This is a genomic window from Amycolatopsis sp., assembly GCF_035546795.1.
In the GTDB taxonomy this organism is placed as follows: domain Bacteria; phylum Actinomycetota; class Actinomycetes; order Mycobacteriales; family Pseudonocardiaceae; genus Amycolatopsis_E.
The window spans coordinates 1-18,927 of sequence record NZ_DASZWC010000008.1; the positions used below are offsets into that span (position 1 = coordinate 1).

Below are 18,927 nucleotides of genomic sequence, written 5' to 3' on the forward strand. Positions count from 1 at the left end.
CGACGATAAGCTCCAGACCTATAAATTTCTCTTGGAAAAGATCGAACTATTTCGAGACATCATTAATGCTAGATTTCGTTTCAAAGAGATGACAATTGACAAGAGAAAAGGCTTCTTATTTCATTTCGGAGAGAAGGAAATAGGTCCCGATCAACTCAGTTCAGGCGAACAGCATGAGTTGGTAATAACTTACGACCTTCTCTTTCAGGTGGAACATGGAAGCCTGGTGATGGTCGACGAGCCAGAAATCTCACTGCATGTCGCCTGGCAGCAGCAGTTTATCTCAGACGTTCGCCGTATCGCCCGCCTGACCGGGATTCGTTTCATTATTGCGACGCACTCACCCCAAATAATTCATACGTGGCACGATCGTGCAATCGCGTTGAGTTCTAAGGCTAGACGAGGCGGGTCTAGATGATAGACCTCCTTACGCCTGGTGACGTTTATTCACATATCATGATGATGCGCAATCATGAAAATGGACCTATATGCGTGGTCGAGGGAAAGTCCGATTACGGTGCCTTGGTTGAGCATTTAGACGAACCTGTCGTAAAGCTTATTGTTGCCAATGGTCGGCAAAATGTCCAGGGAGCGATGCAAATTGTTGCGATCAGTGAATTGGCGGGCGTCTTTGCCGTAATTGACAGTGACTTGGACGCTTTTCGAGGAGTCGTTAACGAAATCCCCGCGGTTTTCTACAGTGAGATGCATGACCTAGAGGCCGACATATTCCTACTTCCTAGGATTGCTGACAGGATCATTCATAATTACGCGGATTCTGATCGACTGAAATCTCATCTCGGTGAACTGGGTGCAATACGTCCATCCAAGCATGTAGTGCAGATGGCGTCGGTTCTAGGTCTAGTCAGGTACATATCCGTCGCCAATCGGATCGGACTTAATTTAAGTGAGATTCCATACAATAAAGTACTGAGTAAAGACAAGTTGTCGTTAGATTATAAGTCTCTTGCAAGGATTATTTTAGGAAAGTCAAAGAAATGTACCATTAACTACGATCAGATTCTGAATTTGATCACAATATGTGACGAATTTGATCATATCTCTGAGGTTCTATGTCGTGGTCATGACCTTTGTGGTCTGACGGCTGCGTGTCTGCGATCTTGGTGGGGTGCCAACGTTCCGACAGACACGATCGAGCGAACATTGCGCTCGGCTCTCAACTGCGGGGAATTGCTGAAGCTGAATGTTCGCGCCCAGGTGGCTGAATGGGCAGAGGCGGCTGGGCACAAGGTGTGGGACTGCGATGCGGCCTGATCTTGGCTGGTTGTCTCTTGGCCTTGTTGCCTGGGAAGTCGCATACCCCGAACGGCCTGTTAGCAGGCCCTTCGGTCGGCCGTCACAGACACGCCCACCGCAGGACGGGGCTGCCTTGGCGTTTCGTCGCTGGTCGCTGGCCGCTGGTCGCTGGTCGCGCGAATAAGGTGAAGGGTGTCACTTCGCACGATGACCACGACAGCGAACAGGTGGCGGGCTATCGTGGTGTGGTGACTGCCGCCGCTGCGAACCACGGCCCGGGCGCTGACCGGGAGCGACTCGACTCGCCCCGGGACATCCGTGCGGCGTTGCTGCCTGAGGAAGTTGGAGAGTTCGACGCGGCGTACCAGCGAGCCCTTCGGCTGGCAGCGGAGACGCTGAGCTTGGAGGCGCTGCACTCGATGCTGGCCAACTGGCGGCGTATCGCTCGTATGACGTTGGTGGACCCCGCCGCGCATCGCAGGATGCTGGAGCAGGCGCGACGGACGTTGGAGACCGGCCAGCCGCCCGAAGGGGCTGTGGAATGGACCCAGCTTCGCGCGGAGCTGGGTATCTGACCCCTGTGGCCTACCTAATCCTCCTGGACCCTCAAGTTCATGATCAGATCGGCGCGCTTCCCGCTGACTCGCTGCCCTTGCTGGCCGAAGCGATCGGTGTTCTCGAACTGACCCCGTGGAACGGCCCGGCGTACAACGAGGCGAAACCAGACAGCCCGATGCGGCAGCTCGACTTCGGCCAGGGCCGAGGCTTGATCACCTACCTGGTACTCGATGACCAGAACCGGGTGGACGTGCTGGACGTAACTTGGATCGGGTAGCCAACGCGCTTGCCAAGAAATAGCCAAAAATCGATGGCAAGCAACGGGAAATGGCTACCGGCGACCGCGAATAGCTCGGATGCTCCGACGCAGGTGAGAGCAGCAATCGGCGACCAACGGCAAGCGTCAACGATCATGGAAGCGAAATCAGAAGGTTAGGGGTTCGAATCCCTTCGGGCGCGCGTCTGGTTGAGACAGCAGTACAGAGAACCCGCTGGTGACGGCGGGTTCTCTGCTGTCCGGGGTGATCATGGTGTCGGTGCGGCAGTGGTCTGTGGGCGGCTGGGAGTCGCCCACTTCGTGGACGACCGTATCGACGTGGCGCGCGGCGTCGACCGGGTCATCCTCGTAGCTGGGCGGCGGACCGGCGGCAGCATGACGTAGCCGACGATGATGATGATGCCGAGTGCGAGCAGGCGCCCGATCATGCTGACCGGGCTGTTCACCGAGTTGTCCTGACGGTCGGGCGGGGTCAACGCCGTCGAACCGGCGAGCGCGCTGTTGCGCGAGCCGAACCCGGCATTCTGGAGGTGGCAGGTGCTGCCGTGATCACCCGTCCTGCGTCCGAAGTGGACGACACCGCTCGCGCTGGGAACAATCCAAAGTAGACAGTTGGCGCCCGCGCGGGCACGCTTGTCGGTGACAATTCGGCTGCCGATGTCCCATTGAGCGGCGAAGGAGTGAGGCGGGGGAAGAGTGGGTATTCACCTGCGTGGCCGCCACCTATCTGCTCCCCGTGACGACGGCGATGTACCTGTTCCCGATCGTCGCGCTCGTGATCATGATTCCGGTCGCCGTGGTCAGCTACCGCCGTCGTGGGCGCGCCGGGGGGTGGGCGACAGTGGTCTTCTACTCGTTCGTCTTCTATCTCCTCGCGATCGCCATGCAGACGATTGTGCCGCTGCCGGATGGCAACGCTTACTGCGCCGGTCAGACCTACGCCAGCAGCCCGCAACTGCAGCCGTTCAACTTCGTTGAGGTGGTGGCGCAACGTGCGCACGGGCACTGGAGTCCCCGCGCGATGCTGCACAACCCGGCGATCTGGACGACTGCGCTGAACGTCGTGATGCTCGCGCCGCTCGGGATCTTCCTGCGCTACCTGCGGAATCTGCGGCTGCTGCCGACTGTGCTGATCGGGTTCGGGATCTCGCTGTTCTTCGAGCTGACCCAGTTGACCGGGCTGTGGTTCGTCTACCCCTGCCCGTACCGGCTGTTCAGCGTCGACGATCTGATCCTGAACACCACGGGCGTCGCGCTCGGCTGGCTTGTCGGCGGGCCGCTGATCAAGGCGCTGCCGTCGCTGGCCGCGGAACGGGACCGGCGTCGCTTCGCGGCGAAGGTCACACTCACCCGGCGGTTGTTCGCGCTGATCACCGACATCGCCGGGTTCACCGTGCTGCTCGCGTTCATGGTCGGGCTGCTCACGCTCTTCGGCGCCGACCGGGCACATCGCGGCGCGCCGACGCTGATTCTGGCGCTCGTGTGGTTCGTGCTGGTGCCGGCGCTGACCGGTTCGACGCTGGGGAAGCGGGCGATGCTGCTGCGCGTCGACCGCGTCAGCGGCAGGCACGCGGGACCGATCGCGCTGCTGGTGCGCAACGGGATCCTGTTCTCACCGCTGTGGCTGCTGTGGTTGCTGTTGCATGTGGATCGATGGGACATCGCCGACCGGCCGCAGCAGTTGCTGATCCCGTTGGGAATGCTGGTATCGGTACTGGTGGTGCTCGTGTGGACCCCGCTCGCCGTACTCCTCGATGACGAACACCGAGCCCCGTACGAACGGCTGACCCGCACGAGGAACGTGGCGATCCTACGGGAACCGGCGGAAACCGAGTCGGAGTCCGGTTCGCGTCGAGGAAACGCCGGTATCGGAGTTTGAGACGAGTACGGGCGGGGCGTTTCGACGGCGCGCGGGAACCACCGTCGTCGTCATTGTCCGCAACGAGTGTGCGGCATCCAAGAGATTGGCGTGGTGCACTTCGAACTCTGCGAGTTCCTTGCGAGCCGTCCCTTTGAGCGCCTCGGAAAATGTGATCGGGAACCGGGATGGGTGGGTAGGCTGACGACATGAACCGCACGCTGCTCGGGATCTACCTCAACGATCACCTGACCGGTGCGACGGCGGGGGTCGAGCTGGCGAGACGGCTCGCTCGTACCGAGGGGGAGTGGGCGGGCGGCGGCAAGCTCGAGCGCCTGGCGGAGGAGATCGAGCGCGATCGGGACGCCTTGCTGGACATGATGGCGGCTCTCGGCGAACCGGTGCGCAAAGTCGAGGTGGCCACCGGGTGGCTGGCCGAAAAGCTCGCCCGCGTGAAGCTGAACGGCCGCGTGGTCAGCCGATCCCCGCTGAGCCGGGTGGTCGAGCTCGAGGGTATGCGCCTTGGTGTCGAGGGAAAAGTGGCCGGCTGGCGGACTTTGCGCACACGCGCGGCCGTGGACTCCCGGCTGGACGCCGACCGGCTCGACGAGCTGATCGCGAGCGGCCGCAGCCAGATCACGCGCCTGGAAAGATTGCGGGTGCAGGCGGCCACCGAGCTGTTCGGCACTGTGGAAGGAGACTGACAATCCTTTGTGGACTCAGTTGTCCCCACGTTGTACACGCAGCTGTGGATCATGGCCGGACGGCTGAGGTGACTGTGTCGCGCCGCTGCCTCTCCCTTGAGCGGCAGGCGATTCGCCGGGCCGCGGTGACGTTCATCCGCCACTGTGCCATCGCGACGCTCACCCCGAAGTAGTTCGCCACGCTCTGATCCGACCAGCCCTTGAACGCGGCGACCCTGGCGGCGTCGGTGGGAATCAGCAACTCCCCGGACAGTTCGGCGGCCTCCTCCTCGATCGCGGCCACCGCCGACCGGCAGCCGTGCTCGTCGGTCAGTGTCGGGCCGAACGGGTGCTCCAGCAGGATATGTGCCATCTCGTGCGCCATCGTGGAACGGCGGCGGCGCCGCGGATGCACGTGGTTTTCGATGATGACCGCGCCACTGGGTTCGAGCGGCACCAGCGCCGCCGAGAACACATGCGGCCGCAGTTCTGTCAGGTGCCGCACGGATTCCGCGGGCAGCTCCGGGTTGGTCAGATCGAACACCTCGATCCCGTACAACTCGGCGAGTGCGTACGGATCCAGCGGGGCGAACACCTTGGTGCCCAGTTCCTCCCGCACCTCGATGGCGATCTCCTTGGCCTCCTTCTTGAAGCCGCGGCGCAGGGCCACCTCAACCTCCCTTGTTCTTGGCTCGGATGTGCCGGAGCGTTATGCCGACCACGTCCAGCACGTGCTGCTGGTCGGACTCGGTCAGTTCCTCTTCCGCGCGCAGCAGTGGTGCCAGCTGCGCCTCCAACGAGGGGCGGGGCCGCCCCTCCCGCGCGCCATCGGGCCAGACCATGAACGTCTCGGCCGGCATGCCGAGCCACTGGACCAGCGCGATGAACCCGTCCAGGTCCGGCCGGTGCCCGTTGCCCATCCGGCTGACCAGCGACGCGCTCACTCCGGCTTCGCCGGCGAGCTGGCGCCAGGACAGCGCCCGCGCCTCTCGCTGCGCGTCCAGTGCCTGGTAGAGCCTGCCCGCGTCCAGCCGTCCGCTCATGTCTTCGCTCACCCTCCGAAACCCTTGGCGTCGCAGTTTTGCTCAGCTGTTTCGGTTGTGCAACACCCTTGCTTGTCTGGTACACTGTTGCAGTAGTGGGATGTTGTTCTTCTGGGGGGTTCGTGATGACTTGCACCGTCTACTGGGTTTCGCCGCTGTGCGGGAACTGGGACGTCCGGCGAGGGGGGCGCGTGCTTTCGCACCACTGCCGCAAGCGGGAGGCCGTCGAGGCCGCGGCGCGGCTGGCGCGCGCCGATCGGCCGAGTGTTGTGCGGATACAGCGCCGGGACGGTTCGATCGAGAGCACTCGGATGTACCGGGGCGGGGCTCTCGCGCGCGCCGGTTGAACGGGCCGGGCGGGTTTGGGGGGTGGGCATGGTTTTGAGCTTAGGGAGGGGGTCTGACAGTTTGGTTCGGTTCCGGTTCGTTCGCTGCTCTGTCCACTTTGGATTCTCTGTGCCGGGCGCCGGAACTTCCTTATCGGGACAGCAGTTCGTCCGGCGGAGGTGCGGGATTTCCGGTTCGGGACAAGGTGCGCGCCGAGGCTCTTGACCCGAGGCGCGGCGGTCACAAAAGTGTCCGTACTCCGCCGAACGGGGGCGTCATGATCCGGGCCGCATTCACCGCTGTGACCGCACTGGCAGCATTGCTCGTCGCCGTACCCGCCGAGGCGGCACCGACGCTGCCGGAGCCGGACTCGCACGGGCTGACGCTGGTCAGCCTCAGTCAGGACACGACAGATCCGCGCCTCCTGGACGCGGTCGTGGCCACGGCCGCGATCTTCCAGCCGGTGCACGTGCGGATCTATCTTCCCGCCGGATATTCGACGAACACCACCGCGCGTCACAAGACGCTGTATCTGTTGCACGGCGGCGGAGATGCGCTCGACGACGCCAGATCGTGGGTCGAGGAGGGTGACGTGCCTTCCCTTGTCGACGCCACCGGGTATCCGGGGATCGTGGTGATGCCCGAGGGCGGAAAGGCGGGCTGGTACACGGATTGGGCGCAGCCGGACGTCGGTGGCAGGCGGCCGGAATGGGAGACCTTCCACATCGACCAGCTGGTGCCGTGGATCGACGCGAACTTCCGCACGCTCGCCACGAAAGCGGACCGGGCTGTCGCGGGTTTGTCCATGGGCGGGTATGGCGCTTTGAGTTACGCGGCGCGGCATCCGGAGCTGTTCTCGGCCGCGGCCGAGTTCTCCGGCACCACGAACCTGCGTGCCGGGGACACGCTCACGATCAACCAGCTGTTCGTGAGCCTCGAGTTCGGCTCGGCGATAACGCAGGCACAGCAAGGAGATCCGTCGTTCCGGGCGCGTGGGCTCCAGGCCGTTTTCGGGCCGTTCCTGAGCTGGGCCGCGCGGAACCCGTTCGACCTCGCGGACGTGTACCGGACGCGGCAGATCCAGGTCGCGCTCTATGTGGGGGACGGCACCGGGCAGCAGAACTTCGACGTGGTGGAGTCACTGGCCAAGTTCCACAACGACATCATGCACCTGCGGCTGCGGATCGCCGGACCGCTACTGCACCGGCGTCGGCTCGCACCTGTGGTCGTTCTGGCAGCAGGACCTTGCCGACTTCCTCCGGGTGGCTGCCGGCGCGCCGCCGACGGAATGCCCCAACGGCTGGGGAGCGCCGCGCGCTTAGGAGCGGACCAGGCGGGCGATCGCGTCGGAGGCTTCGCGCACCTTGTCCTCGGCTTCCTGGCCGCCGGCCTTCGCGGCGTCGACCACGCAGCCGGACAAGTGCTCGTCGAGCAGCTCCAGCGAGAACGACTGCAAAGCCTTCGTCGCCGCCGAGACCTGGGTCAGGATGTCGATGCAGTACTTGTCCTCTTCGACCATCCGCTGCAGGCCGCGGATCTGGCCTTCGATGCGGCGAAGGCGCTTGAGGTACGCGTCCTTGTCCCCGCTGTAGCTTGCCATTTCCGTGCCCACCTTCGTGCTCGACTTCCGTCCATCATACCCGCGCCCCGTATGCCGAGACCCAAGCGAAATCCCGGTTGCCTGCTCATCTGATTAGCCTGTCAGGTATGAGCAGGCGCGACTGGATCCTCATCGCCGCGATGGCCGCCTTCGTCCTTGCCCTCAACGTGCTGGGTTGGGGCGTGCTGGCCTTCTTCGTGGTCCCCGAGCACTACGCGATCGGAAACTCGCGGATATTCGGCGTAGGCCTCGGGGTCACCGCCTTCACGCTCGGCATCCGGCACGCCTTCGACGCAGATCACATCGCCGCCATCGACAACACCACCCGCAAGCTGATGGCCGAAGGCAAACGCCCGCTGACCGTGGGCTTCTGGTTCTCCCTCGGGCATTCGACGGTCGTCTTCGGGCTGTGCCTGCTGCTCTCCTTCGGCGTCCGTGCGCTGGCCGGGCAGCTGGAGGACGACGGTTCGACGCTGCACGACGTCACCGGGCTCATCGGCACCACGGTGTCCGGGGTGTTCCTGTGCCTGATCGCGCTGTTCAACCTGGTCGTGCTGGTCGGCATCCTCAGGGTGTTCCGCGGTATGCGAACCGGCGAGCTGGACGAGGCCGAACTGGAGGAGCAGCTCGCCAAACGCGGGTTCCTCAACAGGTTCCTCGGCCGCGCGACCGCGGCGGTGCGCAAGCCGTGGCACATCTATCCGATCGGCGTCCTCTTCGGTCTCGGGTTCGACACCGCCACCGAGGTCGGGCTGCTGGTGCTCGCCGGTGGCGCCGCCGCGTTCGCCCTGCCCTGGTACGCGATCCTGGTGCTGCCGGTGCTGTTCGCGGCCGGGATGACGCTGTTCGACGCGGCCGACGGCGCGTTCATGAACCTCGCCTACGGCTGGGCGTTCGCGCGGCCGATCCGCAAGATCTTCTACAACATCACGGTCACCGCGTTGTCCGTGGTGGTCGCGCTGGTGATCGGCGTGGTGGAGCTGATTTCGGTGCTGGCCGACCGCTTCGACATCACCACCGGGCCGCTCGCCGCGATAGCGGGCCTCGATCTGAACTACGTGGGCTTCGTGATCGTGGGACTGTTCGCGGCCACTTGGCTGTTGGCATTGGTGGTGTGGCGGGTCGGCCGGTTCGAGCAGCGATGGCTGCCACAGCCCGAGTAGTTGCTTGCCCGGTACGGGTAGGGGGTATAGTCGGGATCATGACTGAGACCAGCTACACCGTCACCGGCATGACCTGCGAGCACTGCGTGAAGTCCGTCACCGAAGAGGTCGGCAAGATCGCGGGTGTCGAGTCCGTCGCGGTCGACCTGCCGACGGGCGCGGTCACCGTGGTCAGCGCGCAGGCGCTGAGCGACGAAGCGGTGCGCGCGGCTGTCGACGAAGCCGGATACCAGGTCGCCTGATGACCACCGCCGCGGAGCGCGATCGCCTTGAGCTCGCCATCGGCGGGATGACCTGTGCGTCCTGCGCGATGCGGATCGAAAAGAAGCTGAACAAACTCGACGGCGTCACCGCCACGGTGAACTACGCGACGGAGAAGGCGAATGTCACCTTCCCGGCCGGCGTGGATCCGCGGCAGCTGGTGGAAACCGTCGAGGCCGCCGGGTACTCGGCGGCGCTGCCCGAGGAGGCCGGGGAGGACCCGGTCGCTTCGTTGCGCGACAGGCTGATCGGGTCGGTCGTCCTTGCCGTGCCGGTCATCGCCCTGTCGATGATCCCGGCGCTGCAGTTCGACTACTGGCAATGGGTGGCGCTGGCACTGGCCACCCCGGTGATCGCGTACGCGGCGTTGCCGTTCCATCAGGCCGCGTGGGCCAACCTGCGGCACGGCGCCGCGACGATGGACACGCTCATCTCGGTCGGCACGTTCGCGGCATACCTCTGGTCGGTATACGCCCTGGTGTTCGGCACCGCGGGTGAGATCGGCATGACCGACAGTTTCCGGCTCACCGTCGAGCGCATGGGCGGCGACGGGAACATCTACCTGGAGGTCGTCGCCGCCGTCACCACTTTCCTGCTGGCAGGGCGGTACTTCGAGGCGCGGTCCAAGCGTCGTGCGGGTGCGGCGCTGCGGGCGCTGCTCGAACTCGGCGCGAAGGACGTCGCGGTGTTGCGGGATGGTGCCGAGGTGCGCATTCCCGCCGCGCAGTTGGTGGTGGGCGACCGGTTCGTGGTGCGCCCCGGCGAGAAGATCGCCACCGACGGCGTCGTCGAAGAGGGAGCCTCGGCGGTCGACGCGAGCATGCTCACCGGCGAATCGGTGCCGGTCGAGGTGGCCCCGGGGGACACCGTCACGGGCGCGACGGTCAACGCCGGCGGGCGGCTGATCGTGCGTGCCACGCGGGTCGGCGAGAACACGCAGCTGGCGCAGATGGCGCGCCTGGTCGAGGAAGCCCAGACCGGGAAGGCGCAGGTGCAGCGGCTGGCCGACCGGGTCGCGGGCGTGTTCGTGCCGATCGTGCTGGTGCTGGCGCTGGCTACGCTGGTCGGCTGGCTGATCGCGGGCGGCGCGACGACGGCGGCGTTCACCGCGGCGGTGGCCGTGCTGATCATCGCGTGCCCGTGTGCGCTCGGCCTGGCCACGCCGACGGCGCTGCTCGTCGGCACCGGGCGCGGCGCGCAGCTGGGGATCCTGATCAAGGGCCCGGAGGTGCTGGAGAGCACCCGGCGCATCGACACCATCGTGCTCGACAAGACCGGCACGGTGACCACCGGCCGGATGGCGCTGGCGGATGTGCACCTCGCCCCCGGTCAGGACCGCGCCGAGGTGCTGCGGCTGGCCGGTGCGCTGGAGGACGCTTCCGAGCACCCGATCGCGAAGGCCGTGGCCGCCGCGACAGCGGACAAGGCCGAAGTGCGGGAGTTCCGCAACCTCGAAGGCCTTGGTGTGCAAGGGAAAGTCGAGGGGCACACAGTTTCGGTCGGGCGCTCCTCGCTCTTCGAGGACCTCCCGGACGTCCTGGCCGAAGCGAAGGCCGCGGCCGAGAAGCTCGGGCAGACGGCAGTCGTCGTCGGCTGGGACGACAAGGTCCGCGCCGTGCTCACCATCGCGGACAAGGTGAAGCCCACCTCGCGCGAGGCCATCGAGCGGTTCCGTGCGCTCGGGCTGCATCCGGTGCTGCTGACCGGCGACAACGAAGCGGTCGCGCGCACGGTGGCCGACCAGGTCGGGATCACCGAGGTGATCGCCGGGGTGCTGCCGGCGGGCAAGGTCGACGCGGTGAAGAACCTGCAGGACCAGGGCTACCGTGTGGCGATGGTCGGCGACGGCGTGAACGACGCGGCCGCGCTCGCGCAGTCCGACCTCGGGCTGGCGATGGGCACCGGGACCGACGTGGCGATCGAGGCCGGCGACCTCACCCTCGTGCGCGGCGACCTGCGCGCGGCGGCGGACGCGATCCGGCTGTCCCGGCGCACGTTGCGGGTCATCAAGGGGAACCTGTTCTGGGCCTTCGCCTACAACGTGGCCGCGCTGCCACTGGCCGCGTTCGGCCTGCTCAATCCGATGATCGCCGGCGCCGCGATGGCACTGAGCTCGGTTTTCGTCGTCAGCAACTCCCTGAGGCTGCGCTCTTTCCGTTAGTGCTGGTGTTCCCGCTCCGGGCTGCCGCCCATCATGCGCAGCATCGGCCCGCCCCCGGTGCGGAAGAACCGGAACAGCAGCATCGCCGCCAGTGCCAGGAAAACCAGGTTGAGCCAGGTCGTGTAGTTCCACGAGATCCCGGATTCGAGCACCCGCGCGGACCGGTCCGACGGGGTCAGTCCGGTGAGGCCGAACAGCAGTTCCACGACGTAGCCGGCGGCCACCATCGCCGCGTAGAAGGTGCCCAGCAGCACCAGCGCCATCCTCATGCCGTAGTACTTCCGGTAGATGTTGAGAATCGGCAGGATCAACAGGTCGGCGAAGATGAACGCGACCACGCCGCCGAAGCTGATGCCGCCGTTCCACAGCACCGCGGCGAGCGGCACGTTGCCGACCGAACACACGAAGCTCAGGATGGCCACGGCCGGGCCGACGACGGGCCCCCACAACGCCGACGCCAGGGGGTGGCCGGTGAGGAAGAACCCGCGCCAGAACGAGTCCGGCACCCAGGCGCCGATCGCGCCCGCGATGAGCAGGCCGATCACGAGGTCACGCAGGATCGCGGCCCAGTCCATGACGAAAACGTGCGCAACGCTGGTGAACCCGTCCCTGGACAGCAGTCGTTGCCGGAACGACCCCGCGCCGGCGACGGACATGTCCATTGCCGCGTGGCCCTCCATCGAGCCGGCGACACCCCGCTCGGCCTGCACACGGGCGTCGCGCAACAGCTTGTCGCGCACGGCGAAGCGGAACAGTAGCGCCACGAACACGATCATCAACGGACCGCCGACGAACTCGGCGACCGTGAACTGCCAGCCCAGCAGTGCAGCGAGCAGAATGCCCAGTTCGACGACGAGGTTGGTGGAGCCGATCTCGAAGGCCATCGCCGCCGTGAAGTTCGCACCTTTCCGGAACAGAGCCCTGGCCAGCGCGACAGCGGCGTAGGAACAGGAAGAGGACGCGGCGCCGAGCCCGGCCGCCGTGACCAGGGTGCGGGGCCGGTCGTCACCGAGCAGCCGGACGATGGTCGACTTCCGGATCACGGCCTGTACGACCGCCGAAAGCGCGAAGCCGAGGATGAGCGCCCAGAGGATCTCCCAGCCCATCAGCCCGGCCATCCGCAGTGCTTCGATCACGCCGCCCCTTTCGATACCTCCCCTAGGTATCCGTGGAGGTCGATCGATAAACCTGATCTCGCGAACAACGCTCAGCGAACCGCCCGCTCGATCCCGGCCCGTGCCTCCGCCAGTGCCGCCACCACGAGATCCTCGATCTCCGGCGTCAGCCGGGCGAGTGGCACCGAGCAGCTGATCGCATCCGAAACCGGCTGCTCGTACCGCAGCGCCATCCCGAAACACCGCAGCCCGACGGTGCCTTCCTCGTTGTCGATCGCGTAACCGCGCTCGCGCACGCCGACCAGGTCACCCAGCAACCCGGCCCGGTCCAGCGTGTGCGAGGTCAGTGCGGGCATCTCCGACGGCAGCAGCTTCTCCACATCCGCCTCCGCATACTCCGCCAAGATCGCCTTGCCCAGCGAAGTCACGTATGCCGGCAACCGCCGACCGACGCGGCTGAACGGGCGCAGGTGCTGGCGCGATTCGCGAGTGGCCAGGTAGACGATGTCCGGCCCGTCCAAGCGCGCGAAGTGGACCGTCTCGCCGACCTTGTCGCCCAGTGCGTCCAGGTACGGCTTCGCTGCCGAGAGCCGTGCATCGCCATCGATGTACGACGTGCCGACGAGTAGCGCGCGCACGCCGATGGAATACAACGAGCCCGTGGCGTCCGTACGTACCCAGCCCCGGTTGACCAACGTCTGCAACAGCGCGTACAGGCTGCTCCGCGGCACGTCCATGCGCTCGGCGAGTCCGCGCAAGCTGATCGGCTGCCCGTCGAGGCTCCCGAGTACCTCGAGAACCTCGACGGTGCGACCGGCCGACTTCACGTCGCGCACGCCCCTCTGCTGCTCAGGCATGGCGGAATCCTTTCATCGCGCCGGTTCACCAGCGCGGGAACGTGGGCGCGGCCCAGTCCGGATGCACCCGACGCATCGCGGCCGCGTCGTCCCGCGTGCGGACTTCGCTGTCCTGCCAACGTTTGTGCAGCGCGGCGAGACTGTCGCGGTCCAGTTCGATGCCGAGGCCCGGGGCGTCGGTGACGGCGAGCTTGCCGCCGGTGAACGTGTGCGGCTCGGTGATCACGTCCTCGGTCTGCCAGGGGCGATGCGTGTCGCAGGCGTAGCGCAGGCCCGGGATGGTCGCTGCCACCTGTGTCATCGCGGCCAGGCTGATGCCCAGATGTGTGTTGCTGTGCATGGAAAGTTCCACGCCGAAGGTGCGGCAAACGGCGGCCAGGTCCTGCGTCGCGCGCAGCCCACCCCAGTAGTGGTGATCGGACAGCACCACCTGCACCGCGTCGGTGCGGAACGCTTCGGCGACCTCGTCGAAGGCGGTGACGCACATGTTGGTGGCCAAGGGAAGCGAAGTCCGCCGGGCGACCTCGGCCATGTTCGCGGTGCCCGTGGTCGGGTCCTCGAGGTATTCGGCGACGCCCTCCAGTTGCGCGGCGACCTGCAGGCTGGTGGCCACCGACCACGCGCCGTTCGGGTCGAGCCGCAGTGGCTGCCCGGGGAACGCCTCCGCCAGTGCGCGGATCGCGGCCACCTCCTGCGCCGGTTCGAATACCCCGCCCTTGAGCTTGAACGAGCTGAACCCGTAGTCGTCGGCCATGCGTTTTGCTTGCGCCACAACACCTTCCGGGTCCAACGCGGCACCCCAGGTGTCCTTGGGCTCGTCAGGTTCCGGATGCTCGGCCCAGCGGTAGAACAGGTACGCGCTGTACTCGACGGCGTCACGCACCTTCCCGCCGAGCAGCGCGTGCACCGGGAGGCCGAGTTCGTGGCCCAGCGCGTCCCAGATCGCCACCTCGAACGCCGACGACACGCTCAGCGCGATCTTGGTCAGGGTGCGGGCCCCGCGCAGTCCCTCGGCCTGCACGGTGTTGTCGACCCGTTGCGCGCCAACGCGTTCCGTGCGCGCGGCCACGCGCGCGGGCAGCTCGTTCACGCTCAGCTCGCCGCCGACGAGCTCCGGTGCGAAGGCTTCGGCGATCTTGAGGTAGTCGGTGTCGCCGTAGGTTTCGCCGAGCCCGACCGCGCCGCTTTCGGTGATCACTTCGACGATCGTGCGCGGGGTGTAGGGCTGGTGGACGCCCTGCAGGTTCAGCAGCGGCGGGTCGGAGATGAGAATGGGCGTGACACGGACTTCCGCGATGGGGGACACGGGGGTGCTCCTCAGACTAGGTCGAGACCGGCGGCGAGCAGGGCCTTCAGCGTGGTCAGCTCCTCGGGCGTGGGCTCGGAAAGCGGCGCGCGCACTGGGCCGACCGGCAGGCCCCGCAGCCGGGCGGCGGCCTTGACCAGCGACACCGCATACCCGGCCCGGCGGTCCCGTAGTTCCACGAAGGGCTGGTAGAAGCCGCGCAGCAGATCGTCCACACGCGACTGTTCGCCGGCGTGCAGTGCGGTGAAGAACGCCTTCGAGATCTCCGGCGCGAACGCGTGCACGGCCGAGGAATAGGCCGGGATGCCGATCGACGCGTACGCGCGCGCCTGCATCTCGGCGGTGGCGACCCCGTTGAAAAACAGAAAGCTCTCCGGGGCGGTGAGCCGCAGCCGCTGCAGCTGGTCGAGATCGCCGTGCCCGTCCTTGAGGCCGATCACGTTCGGGATCTTCGCCAGCAGGCCGACCGCCGCGGCGTCGAACGACACGTAGTCCCGCTGGTAGGCGATCAGCGGCAGCGGGGTGGCCTCGGCGACCTTGCGGACCTGCTCGACGAGCCCGTCCATCGGCGCTTTGACCAGGTAGTGCGGCATCAGCAGCAGGCCGTCCGCGCCGGCTTCGGCGGCGCGCGAGGCGTACTGGGCGGCGATGGCCCAGCCGTAGCCGACACCGGCGATGACCGGGACGCGGCCCGCGGCCTCCTCGACCGTGATGCGCACGACCTCGCTGTACTCGTCGAGGGTCAGCGAGAAGAACTCGCCGGTGCCGCAGGCGGCGAACACGGCGGCGGGGTTCGCGTCGAGCTGGCCGCGTAGGTACGCGCGGAAGGACCCGGGGTCGAATTCCCCGTCCTCGGTGAACGAGGTCAGGGGGAAGGACAGCACTCCGGCGGCCATGCGTTCGCGGAGTCTGGCGGCGGTCTGCAGGGGCTCTGTCATCAGCTCGTCTTCATTTGTAGACAGCAACTTGGTATGAAGACAGCTTAGGAAGTGATCTCGGCCGGAGTCAACGGGACTTCACCGATGGGACATCCGGCGTTCGGGTGGGCGGGATAGGAAGTCCGAAGCTCCAACCCCACCACGGAGGTCGACGATGTCGAAACTTTCCCGGCGCACCCTGTTCCAAGGCGCACTCGCCGCCGGAGGCGCGCTCGCGTTCGCCGGGCAGGCCGACGCCGCCCCGCTGGTCCGCAGCGGCAGGCCCGCGCTCACGCACGGTCTGCAGAGCGGCGACGTGACCGACTCGACCGCCACCATCTGGACCCGCGCCGACCGTGCCTCGCGGATGCTCGTCGAGGTGAGCACCGATGCGGATTTCCGCCGCGCACGGCGGGTCCCCGGCGCGCTGCTGCTGCCGGACTCGGACTTCACCGGTAAGACCGTGCTGTCCGGGCTGCCCGAGGGCGCCGATATCCACTACCGCGTCACCCCGGTCGGCCTCGATGACGACACGCTGACCGGCGAGCCGCTCGTCGGCAGGCTGCGCACGGTGCCGCGACGCGCGCGGGACGTCTCGTTCCTGTGGTCCGGCGACCTCGGCGGTCAGGGCTTCGGCATCGACACCTCGCGTGGCGGCTACCGCATCTTCAAGGCGATGCGCGCGCTCAACCCGGACTTCTACATCTGCAACGGCGACAACATCTACGCCGACGACCCGATCGAAGCCTCGGTGACGCTGCCCGACGGATCCTTGTGGCGCAACCTCGTCACCGAGGAGAAGTCCAAAGTGGCCGAAACGCTCGCCGAATACCGCGGGAACTACAAGTACAACCTGCTCGACGAGAACCTGCGCGCGTTCTACGCGGAGGTCGCCCAGATCCAGCAGTGGGACGACCACGAGACGCACAACAACTGGTACCCGGGCGAGGTGCTCGACGACCCGAACTACACCGAGAAGCGGGTGGACGTGCTCAAGTACCGGGCCCGCCAGGCGTTCCACGAGTACGTGCCGATGAATCCCGCCTACGACAAGGAAAACCGGATCTATCGCGTGCAGCGTCACGGCCCGCTGCTGGACGTGTTCGTGCTCGACATGCGCTGGTACCGGGACGCGAACTCGACCGATAAGCAGACCGCGAACGACGGCGGGATCCTCGGCACCGAGCAGGCCGAATGGCTCAAGCGCGAGCTGAAGAAGTCCACCGCCACCTGGAAGATCATCTCCAACGACATGCCGCTGTGCGAAGTGGTCGTCGATGGCAGCAACTTCGAGGCGGTCTCCCAGGGCGACAACGGCGCGCCGCTCGGCCGCGAGCTGCAGATCGCGGAGATCCTGCGCTACCTCAAGCACAACGGGATCAAGAACGTGGTGTGGCTGACCACCGATGTGCACTACACGGCGGCGCACTACTTCGACCCGGACAAGGCGGCGTTCCAGGACTTCGACCCGTTCTGGCAGTTCACCACGGGCCCGCTGCACGCCGGTTCGTTCCCGCCCGACGCGGTGGACACGACTTTCGGCGCGCAGCAGGTGTTCGTGAAAGCTCCTTCGTACGCGAACGCCTCACCGGCGACGGAGTTCCAGTTCTTCGGGCAGATCTCGATCTCCGCGCAGAGCAGGGAACTCACCGTGAACCTGCGCGACAACTCCGGCGCCAGCCTGTGGTCGAAGGTGCTCGAACCGCGCCGCTAACCCTTGGGCAGCAGCTCCTCCGCCTTGGTTTTCAAGCCCTGCCACATCAAATGCCAGGCGCTGGGGTCGCCCTTGAGCACCGATTCGGCCGTGGATTTCATCTGCTCGAACGTGGCGTGCGGCGGGATCGGCGGTACCTCCGGGTCACACCGGACGTCGATCAGCGACGGGCGGTCGGCGGACAGGACCCGGTCCCAGGCGGGGCCGAGCTGGTCCGGATCGTCGACCGCCACCACGTCGAAACCGAGCAAGCGGGCGAAATCCGCGTACGAGAAGTCGGGAAGGGCCTGGGATTCCTCGAACTTCGGCGCCCCGCCCATCGCCCGCAGCTCCCACGTGACCTGGTTCAGGTCGTTGTTGTGGAACACGCAGACGACCAGCCGCTGATCCGACCACAGCTTGCGGTAACGCGCGATGGTGATCAGCTCGGCGAGCCCGTTCATCTGCATCGCGCCGTCGCCTTCGAGGCAGATCACCGGCCGGTCGGGATGGGCGAACTTCGCGCCGATCGCATACGGCACACCGGGGCCCATGGTCGCCAGGCCGCCGGACAGCGAACCGCGCATCCGGCCGCGCATCTTCAGGTTCCGCGCATACCAGTTGGTCGAGGAGCCGGAATCGGCGGTGACGATCGCGTCCTCGGGGATGCGCTGGGACAGCTCGTGCACCACGCGCATCGGGTTCACCGGGTCCGCGTCGAGCATCGCCTGCTGGGTCATCGTCTCCCACCAGTCCGCGACGTTCTTCTCGATCTTCTCGCGCCACGACCGGTTTTCCTTGCGCCGCACCGTGGGCAGCAGCGCGCGCAGGGTGCCCTTCGCCTCGCCGACGAGGTTGACCTCGGTGGGGTAGCGCATCCCGATCGCACTGCCGTCCAGGTCGATCTGCACCGCGCGGGCCTTCCCGAACTCCGGCAGGAACTGGCTGTACGGGAAGTTCGAGCCGACGATCACCAGGGTGTCGCAGTCCCGCATCAGCTCGTAGCTCGGCCGCGTGCCGAGCAGTCCGATCGCGCCGGTGACGTACGGCAGGTCGTCGGGCAGCACATCCTTGCCCAGCAAGGCTTTCGCAACCCCGCCGCCGGTCAGCTCGGCGAGCTCCCTGACCTCCTCGGCGGCGTTGCGGGCGCCCTGTCCGATCAGGATCGCCACCTTCTCGCCCGCGTTGAGCACCTCAGCGGCGTGATCCAGCTCGTCCTCGGGCGGGATGACCACCGAACGCGGCCGGCCCGGCGGGCTCGACGGCATCTGCTTGAACTCGTGTTTCGGTGCGGTGTAAGGAGCTTCCTGCAGGTCGGCCGGGATGATCAGCGCCGTCGGGGCTCGTTCGGCCAACGCGGTGCGGATGGCGCGGTCGAGCGCGTTCGGCAGCTGCTCGGCGACGTTGACCTCGACGAGGAACTCGCTGGCCACGTCCTTGAGCAGTGCCTGGAGGTCCACCTCCTGCTGGTAGCTGCCGCCCATCGCGCTGCGGTAGGTCTGCCCGACGATCGCGACCACCGGCACGTGGTCGAGCTTGGCGTCGTAGAGCCCGTTGAGCAGGTGGATCGCGCCGGGCCCGGAGGTGGCCATGCACACCCCGAACTCACCGGAGAATTTCGCGTAACCGACGGCGGAGAGCGCGGCCATCTCCTCATGGCGGGCCTGCACGAACCGGGGTTTGTTGTCGGCCTTGCCGAACGAAGCGACGAGCCCGTTGATGCCGTCGCCAGGGTAGGCGAAAACCTGCTCCACTCCCCATTCGCGCAGCCTGGTCACCACGTGGTCGCCGACGGTCTCGGCCATCGCTCCTCCTCGCATTCATTCGGTCGCTCGTTTCGGCTACCCGCGC

At 66.4% G+C, this 18,927-nt stretch carries 20 protein-coding genes and 1 pseudogene; 12 read left to right on the forward strand and 9 right to left on the reverse strand.

What is annotated here, in order from left to right:
* The 4 genes from VHD82_RS07980 to VHD82_RS07995 all read left to right on the forward strand — a co-directional run.
* On the forward strand, positions 1 to 418 hold a 418-nt coding region (locus VHD82_RS07980), incomplete at its 5' end, for an AAA family ATPase (RefSeq protein WP_325698837.1).
* A gap of 38 nt (positions 419 to 456) precedes the next feature.
* A complete protein-coding gene (locus VHD82_RS07985; RefSeq protein ID WP_325698840.1) occupies positions 457 to 1,275 on the forward strand; it encodes a hypothetical protein in 819 nt (272 codons plus the stop codon).
* Positions 1,276 to 1,505: 230 nt separating this feature from the next.
* A complete protein-coding gene (locus VHD82_RS07990) occupies positions 1,506 to 1,832 on the forward strand; it encodes a DUF6247 family protein (RefSeq protein ID WP_325698843.1) in 327 nt (108 codons plus the stop codon).
* Positions 1,833 to 1,837: 5 nt separating this feature from the next.
* The gene (locus VHD82_RS07995) at positions 1,838 to 2,092 is read left to right on the forward strand and encodes a hypothetical protein (protein ID WP_325698846.1); all 255 of its coding nucleotides are present in this window, start codon (positions 1,838 to 1,840) and stop codon (positions 2,090 to 2,092) included.
* Positions 2,093 to 2,340: 248 nt separating this feature from the next.
* On the opposite strand, the gene VHD82_RS08000 is transcribed toward VHD82_RS07995, so the two are convergent.
* Positions 2,341 to 2,538 (reverse strand): hypothetical protein, encoded by a 198-nt coding sequence (locus VHD82_RS08000; protein ID WP_325698849.1) that lies wholly within the window; start codon positions 2,536 to 2,538, stop codon positions 2,341 to 2,343.
* A 290-nt stretch (positions 2,539 to 2,828) separates the two neighbouring features.
* Between VHD82_RS08000 and VHD82_RS08005 the strand changes: the two genes are divergently transcribed.
* Both VHD82_RS08005 and VHD82_RS08010 read left to right on the forward strand, forming a co-directional pair.
* Complete coding sequence (locus VHD82_RS08005) at positions 2,829 to 3,971, forward strand: VanZ family protein (protein ID WP_325698852.1); 1,143 nt, start codon at positions 2,829 to 2,831, stop codon at positions 3,969 to 3,971.
* Between the two features lie 188 nt (positions 3,972 to 4,159).
* The gene (locus VHD82_RS08010) at positions 4,160 to 4,654 is read left to right on the forward strand and encodes a hypothetical protein (RefSeq protein ID WP_325698855.1); all 495 of its coding nucleotides are present in this window, start codon (positions 4,160 to 4,162) and stop codon (positions 4,652 to 4,654) included.
* Positions 4,655 to 4,703: 49 nt separating this feature from the next.
* Here VHD82_RS08010 and VHD82_RS08015 read toward each other — a convergent pair whose 3' ends face one another.
* Both VHD82_RS08015 and VHD82_RS08020 read right to left on the reverse strand, forming a co-directional pair.
* A complete protein-coding gene (locus VHD82_RS08015) occupies positions 4,704 to 5,303 on the reverse strand; it encodes an ImmA/IrrE family metallo-endopeptidase (protein WP_325698857.1) in 600 nt (199 codons plus the stop codon).
* A gap of 1 nt (position 5,304) precedes the next feature.
* On the reverse strand, positions 5,305 to 5,676 hold the full coding sequence (locus VHD82_RS08020) for a helix-turn-helix transcriptional regulator (protein ID WP_325698860.1): 372 nt from the start codon (positions 5,674 to 5,676) through the stop codon (positions 5,305 to 5,307).
* A gap of 125 nt (positions 5,677 to 5,801) precedes the next feature.
* Here VHD82_RS08020 and VHD82_RS08025 point away from each other — a divergent pair, with 125 nt between their 5' ends.
* Both VHD82_RS08025 and VHD82_RS08030 read left to right on the forward strand, forming a co-directional pair.
* Positions 5,802 to 6,023 (forward strand): DUF2188 domain-containing protein, encoded by a 222-nt coding sequence (locus VHD82_RS08025; RefSeq protein ID WP_325698863.1) that lies wholly within the window; start codon positions 5,802 to 5,804, stop codon positions 6,021 to 6,023.
* 257 nt (positions 6,024 to 6,280) lie between these two features.
* Positions 6,281 to 7,138 (forward strand): annotated as a pseudogene (locus tag VHD82_RS08030) (alpha/beta hydrolase); the annotation flags it as partial.
* Between the two features lie 183 nt (positions 7,139 to 7,321).
* Here VHD82_RS08030 and VHD82_RS08035 read toward each other — a convergent pair.
* Positions 7,322 to 7,603 (reverse strand): metal-sensitive transcriptional regulator, encoded by a 282-nt coding sequence (locus tag VHD82_RS08035; protein WP_325698951.1) that lies wholly within the window; start codon positions 7,601 to 7,603, stop codon positions 7,322 to 7,324.
* Positions 7,604 to 7,710: 107 nt separating this feature from the next.
* Here VHD82_RS08035 and VHD82_RS08040 point away from each other — a divergent pair, with 107 nt between their 5' ends.
* Genes VHD82_RS08040 through VHD82_RS08050 form a run of 3 tightly spaced genes read left to right on the forward strand, consistent with a single transcriptional unit; the run spans position 7,711 to position 11,188 of the window.
* Positions 7,711 to 8,766 (forward strand): HoxN/HupN/NixA family nickel/cobalt transporter, encoded by a 1,056-nt coding sequence (locus tag VHD82_RS08040; protein WP_325698866.1) that lies wholly within the window; start codon positions 7,711 to 7,713, stop codon positions 8,764 to 8,766.
* A gap of 38 nt (positions 8,767 to 8,804) precedes the next feature.
* Complete coding sequence (locus VHD82_RS08045; RefSeq protein WP_325698870.1) at positions 8,805 to 9,008, forward strand: heavy-metal-associated domain-containing protein; 204 nt, start codon at positions 8,805 to 8,807, stop codon at positions 9,006 to 9,008.
* Complete coding sequence (locus VHD82_RS08050; protein ID WP_325698873.1) at positions 9,008 to 11,188, forward strand: heavy metal translocating P-type ATPase; 2,181 nt, start codon at positions 9,008 to 9,010, stop codon at positions 11,186 to 11,188. Before VHD82_RS08045 ends, VHD82_RS08050 begins: the two co-directional genes overlap by 1 nt.
* On the opposite strand, the gene VHD82_RS08055 is transcribed toward VHD82_RS08050, so the two are convergent.
* From VHD82_RS08055 to VHD82_RS08070, 4 genes are all read right to left on the reverse strand, one after another.
* Complete coding sequence (locus VHD82_RS08055; RefSeq protein WP_325698876.1) at positions 11,185 to 12,324, reverse strand: permease; 1,140 nt, start codon at positions 12,322 to 12,324, stop codon at positions 11,185 to 11,187. The genes VHD82_RS08050 and VHD82_RS08055 overlap by 4 nt on opposite strands.
* A gap of 71 nt (positions 12,325 to 12,395) precedes the next feature.
* Positions 12,396 to 13,160, reverse strand: coding sequence for an IclR family transcriptional regulator (locus VHD82_RS08060; protein WP_325698880.1), 765 nt, complete (start codon positions 13,158 to 13,160; stop codon positions 12,396 to 12,398).
* Between the two features lie 25 nt (positions 13,161 to 13,185).
* Entirely contained in the window at positions 13,186 to 14,466 is a 1,281-nt protein-coding gene (locus VHD82_RS08065; protein ID WP_325698883.1) for a glucarate dehydratase family protein, read from the reverse strand.
* 11 nt (positions 14,467 to 14,477) lie between these two features.
* Entirely contained in the window at positions 14,478 to 15,404 is a 927-nt protein-coding gene (locus tag VHD82_RS08070; protein ID WP_325698886.1) for a 5-dehydro-4-deoxyglucarate dehydratase, read from the reverse strand.
* Positions 15,405 to 15,558: 154 nt separating this feature from the next.
* Between VHD82_RS08070 and VHD82_RS08075 the strand changes: the two genes are divergently transcribed.
* A complete protein-coding gene (locus tag VHD82_RS08075) occupies positions 15,559 to 17,097 on the forward strand; it encodes an alkaline phosphatase D family protein (protein WP_325698890.1) in 1,539 nt (512 codons plus the stop codon).
* Here VHD82_RS08075 and VHD82_RS08080 read toward each other — a convergent pair.
* Positions 17,094 to 18,881 (reverse strand): thiamine pyrophosphate-requiring protein, encoded by a 1,788-nt coding sequence (locus VHD82_RS08080; RefSeq protein WP_325698893.1) that lies wholly within the window; start codon positions 18,879 to 18,881, stop codon positions 17,094 to 17,096. The two genes, VHD82_RS08075 and VHD82_RS08080, sit on opposite strands and share 4 nt — an antisense overlap.
* Between the last annotated feature and the right edge of the window lie 46 nt (positions 18,882 to 18,927).

Coding starts and splice junctions, on each gene's coding strand:
- VHD82_RS07985 (WP_325698840.1), top strand. CDS start 457: ATGATGATGCGCAATCATGAAAATGGACCTATATGCGTGGTCGAGGGA.
- VHD82_RS08010 (WP_325698855.1), top strand. CDS start 4,160: ATGAACCGCACGCTGCTCGGGATCTACCTCAACGATCACCTGACCGGT.
- VHD82_RS08020 (WP_325698860.1), bottom strand. CDS start 5,676: ATGAGCGGACGGCTGGACGCGGGCAGGCTCTACCAGGCACTGGACGCG.
- VHD82_RS08025 (WP_325698863.1), top strand. CDS start 5,802: ATGACTTGCACCGTCTACTGGGTTTCGCCGCTGTGCGGGAACTGGGAC.
- VHD82_RS08035 (WP_325698951.1), bottom strand. CDS start 7,603: ATGGCAAGCTACAGCGGGGACAAGGACGCGTACCTCAAGCGCCTTCGC.
- VHD82_RS08040 (WP_325698866.1), top strand. CDS start 7,711: ATGAGCAGGCGCGACTGGATCCTCATCGCCGCGATGGCCGCCTTCGTC.
- VHD82_RS08045 (WP_325698870.1), top strand. CDS start 8,805: ATGACTGAGACCAGCTACACCGTCACCGGCATGACCTGCGAGCACTGC.
- VHD82_RS08050 (WP_325698873.1), top strand. CDS start 9,008: ATGACCACCGCCGCGGAGCGCGATCGCCTTGAGCTCGCCATCGGCGGG.
- VHD82_RS08060 (WP_325698880.1), bottom strand. CDS start 13,160: ATGCCTGAGCAGCAGAGGGGCGTGCGCGACGTGAAGTCGGCCGGTCGC.
- VHD82_RS08070 (WP_325698886.1), bottom strand. CDS start 15,404: ATGACAGAGCCCCTGCAGACCGCCGCCAGACTCCGCGAACGCATGGCC.
- VHD82_RS08075 (WP_325698890.1), top strand. CDS start 15,559: ATGTCGAAACTTTCCCGGCGCACCCTGTTCCAAGGCGCACTCGCCGCC.
- VHD82_RS08080 (WP_325698893.1), bottom strand. CDS start 18,881: ATGGCCGAGACCGTCGGCGACCACGTGGTGACCAGGCTGCGCGAATGG.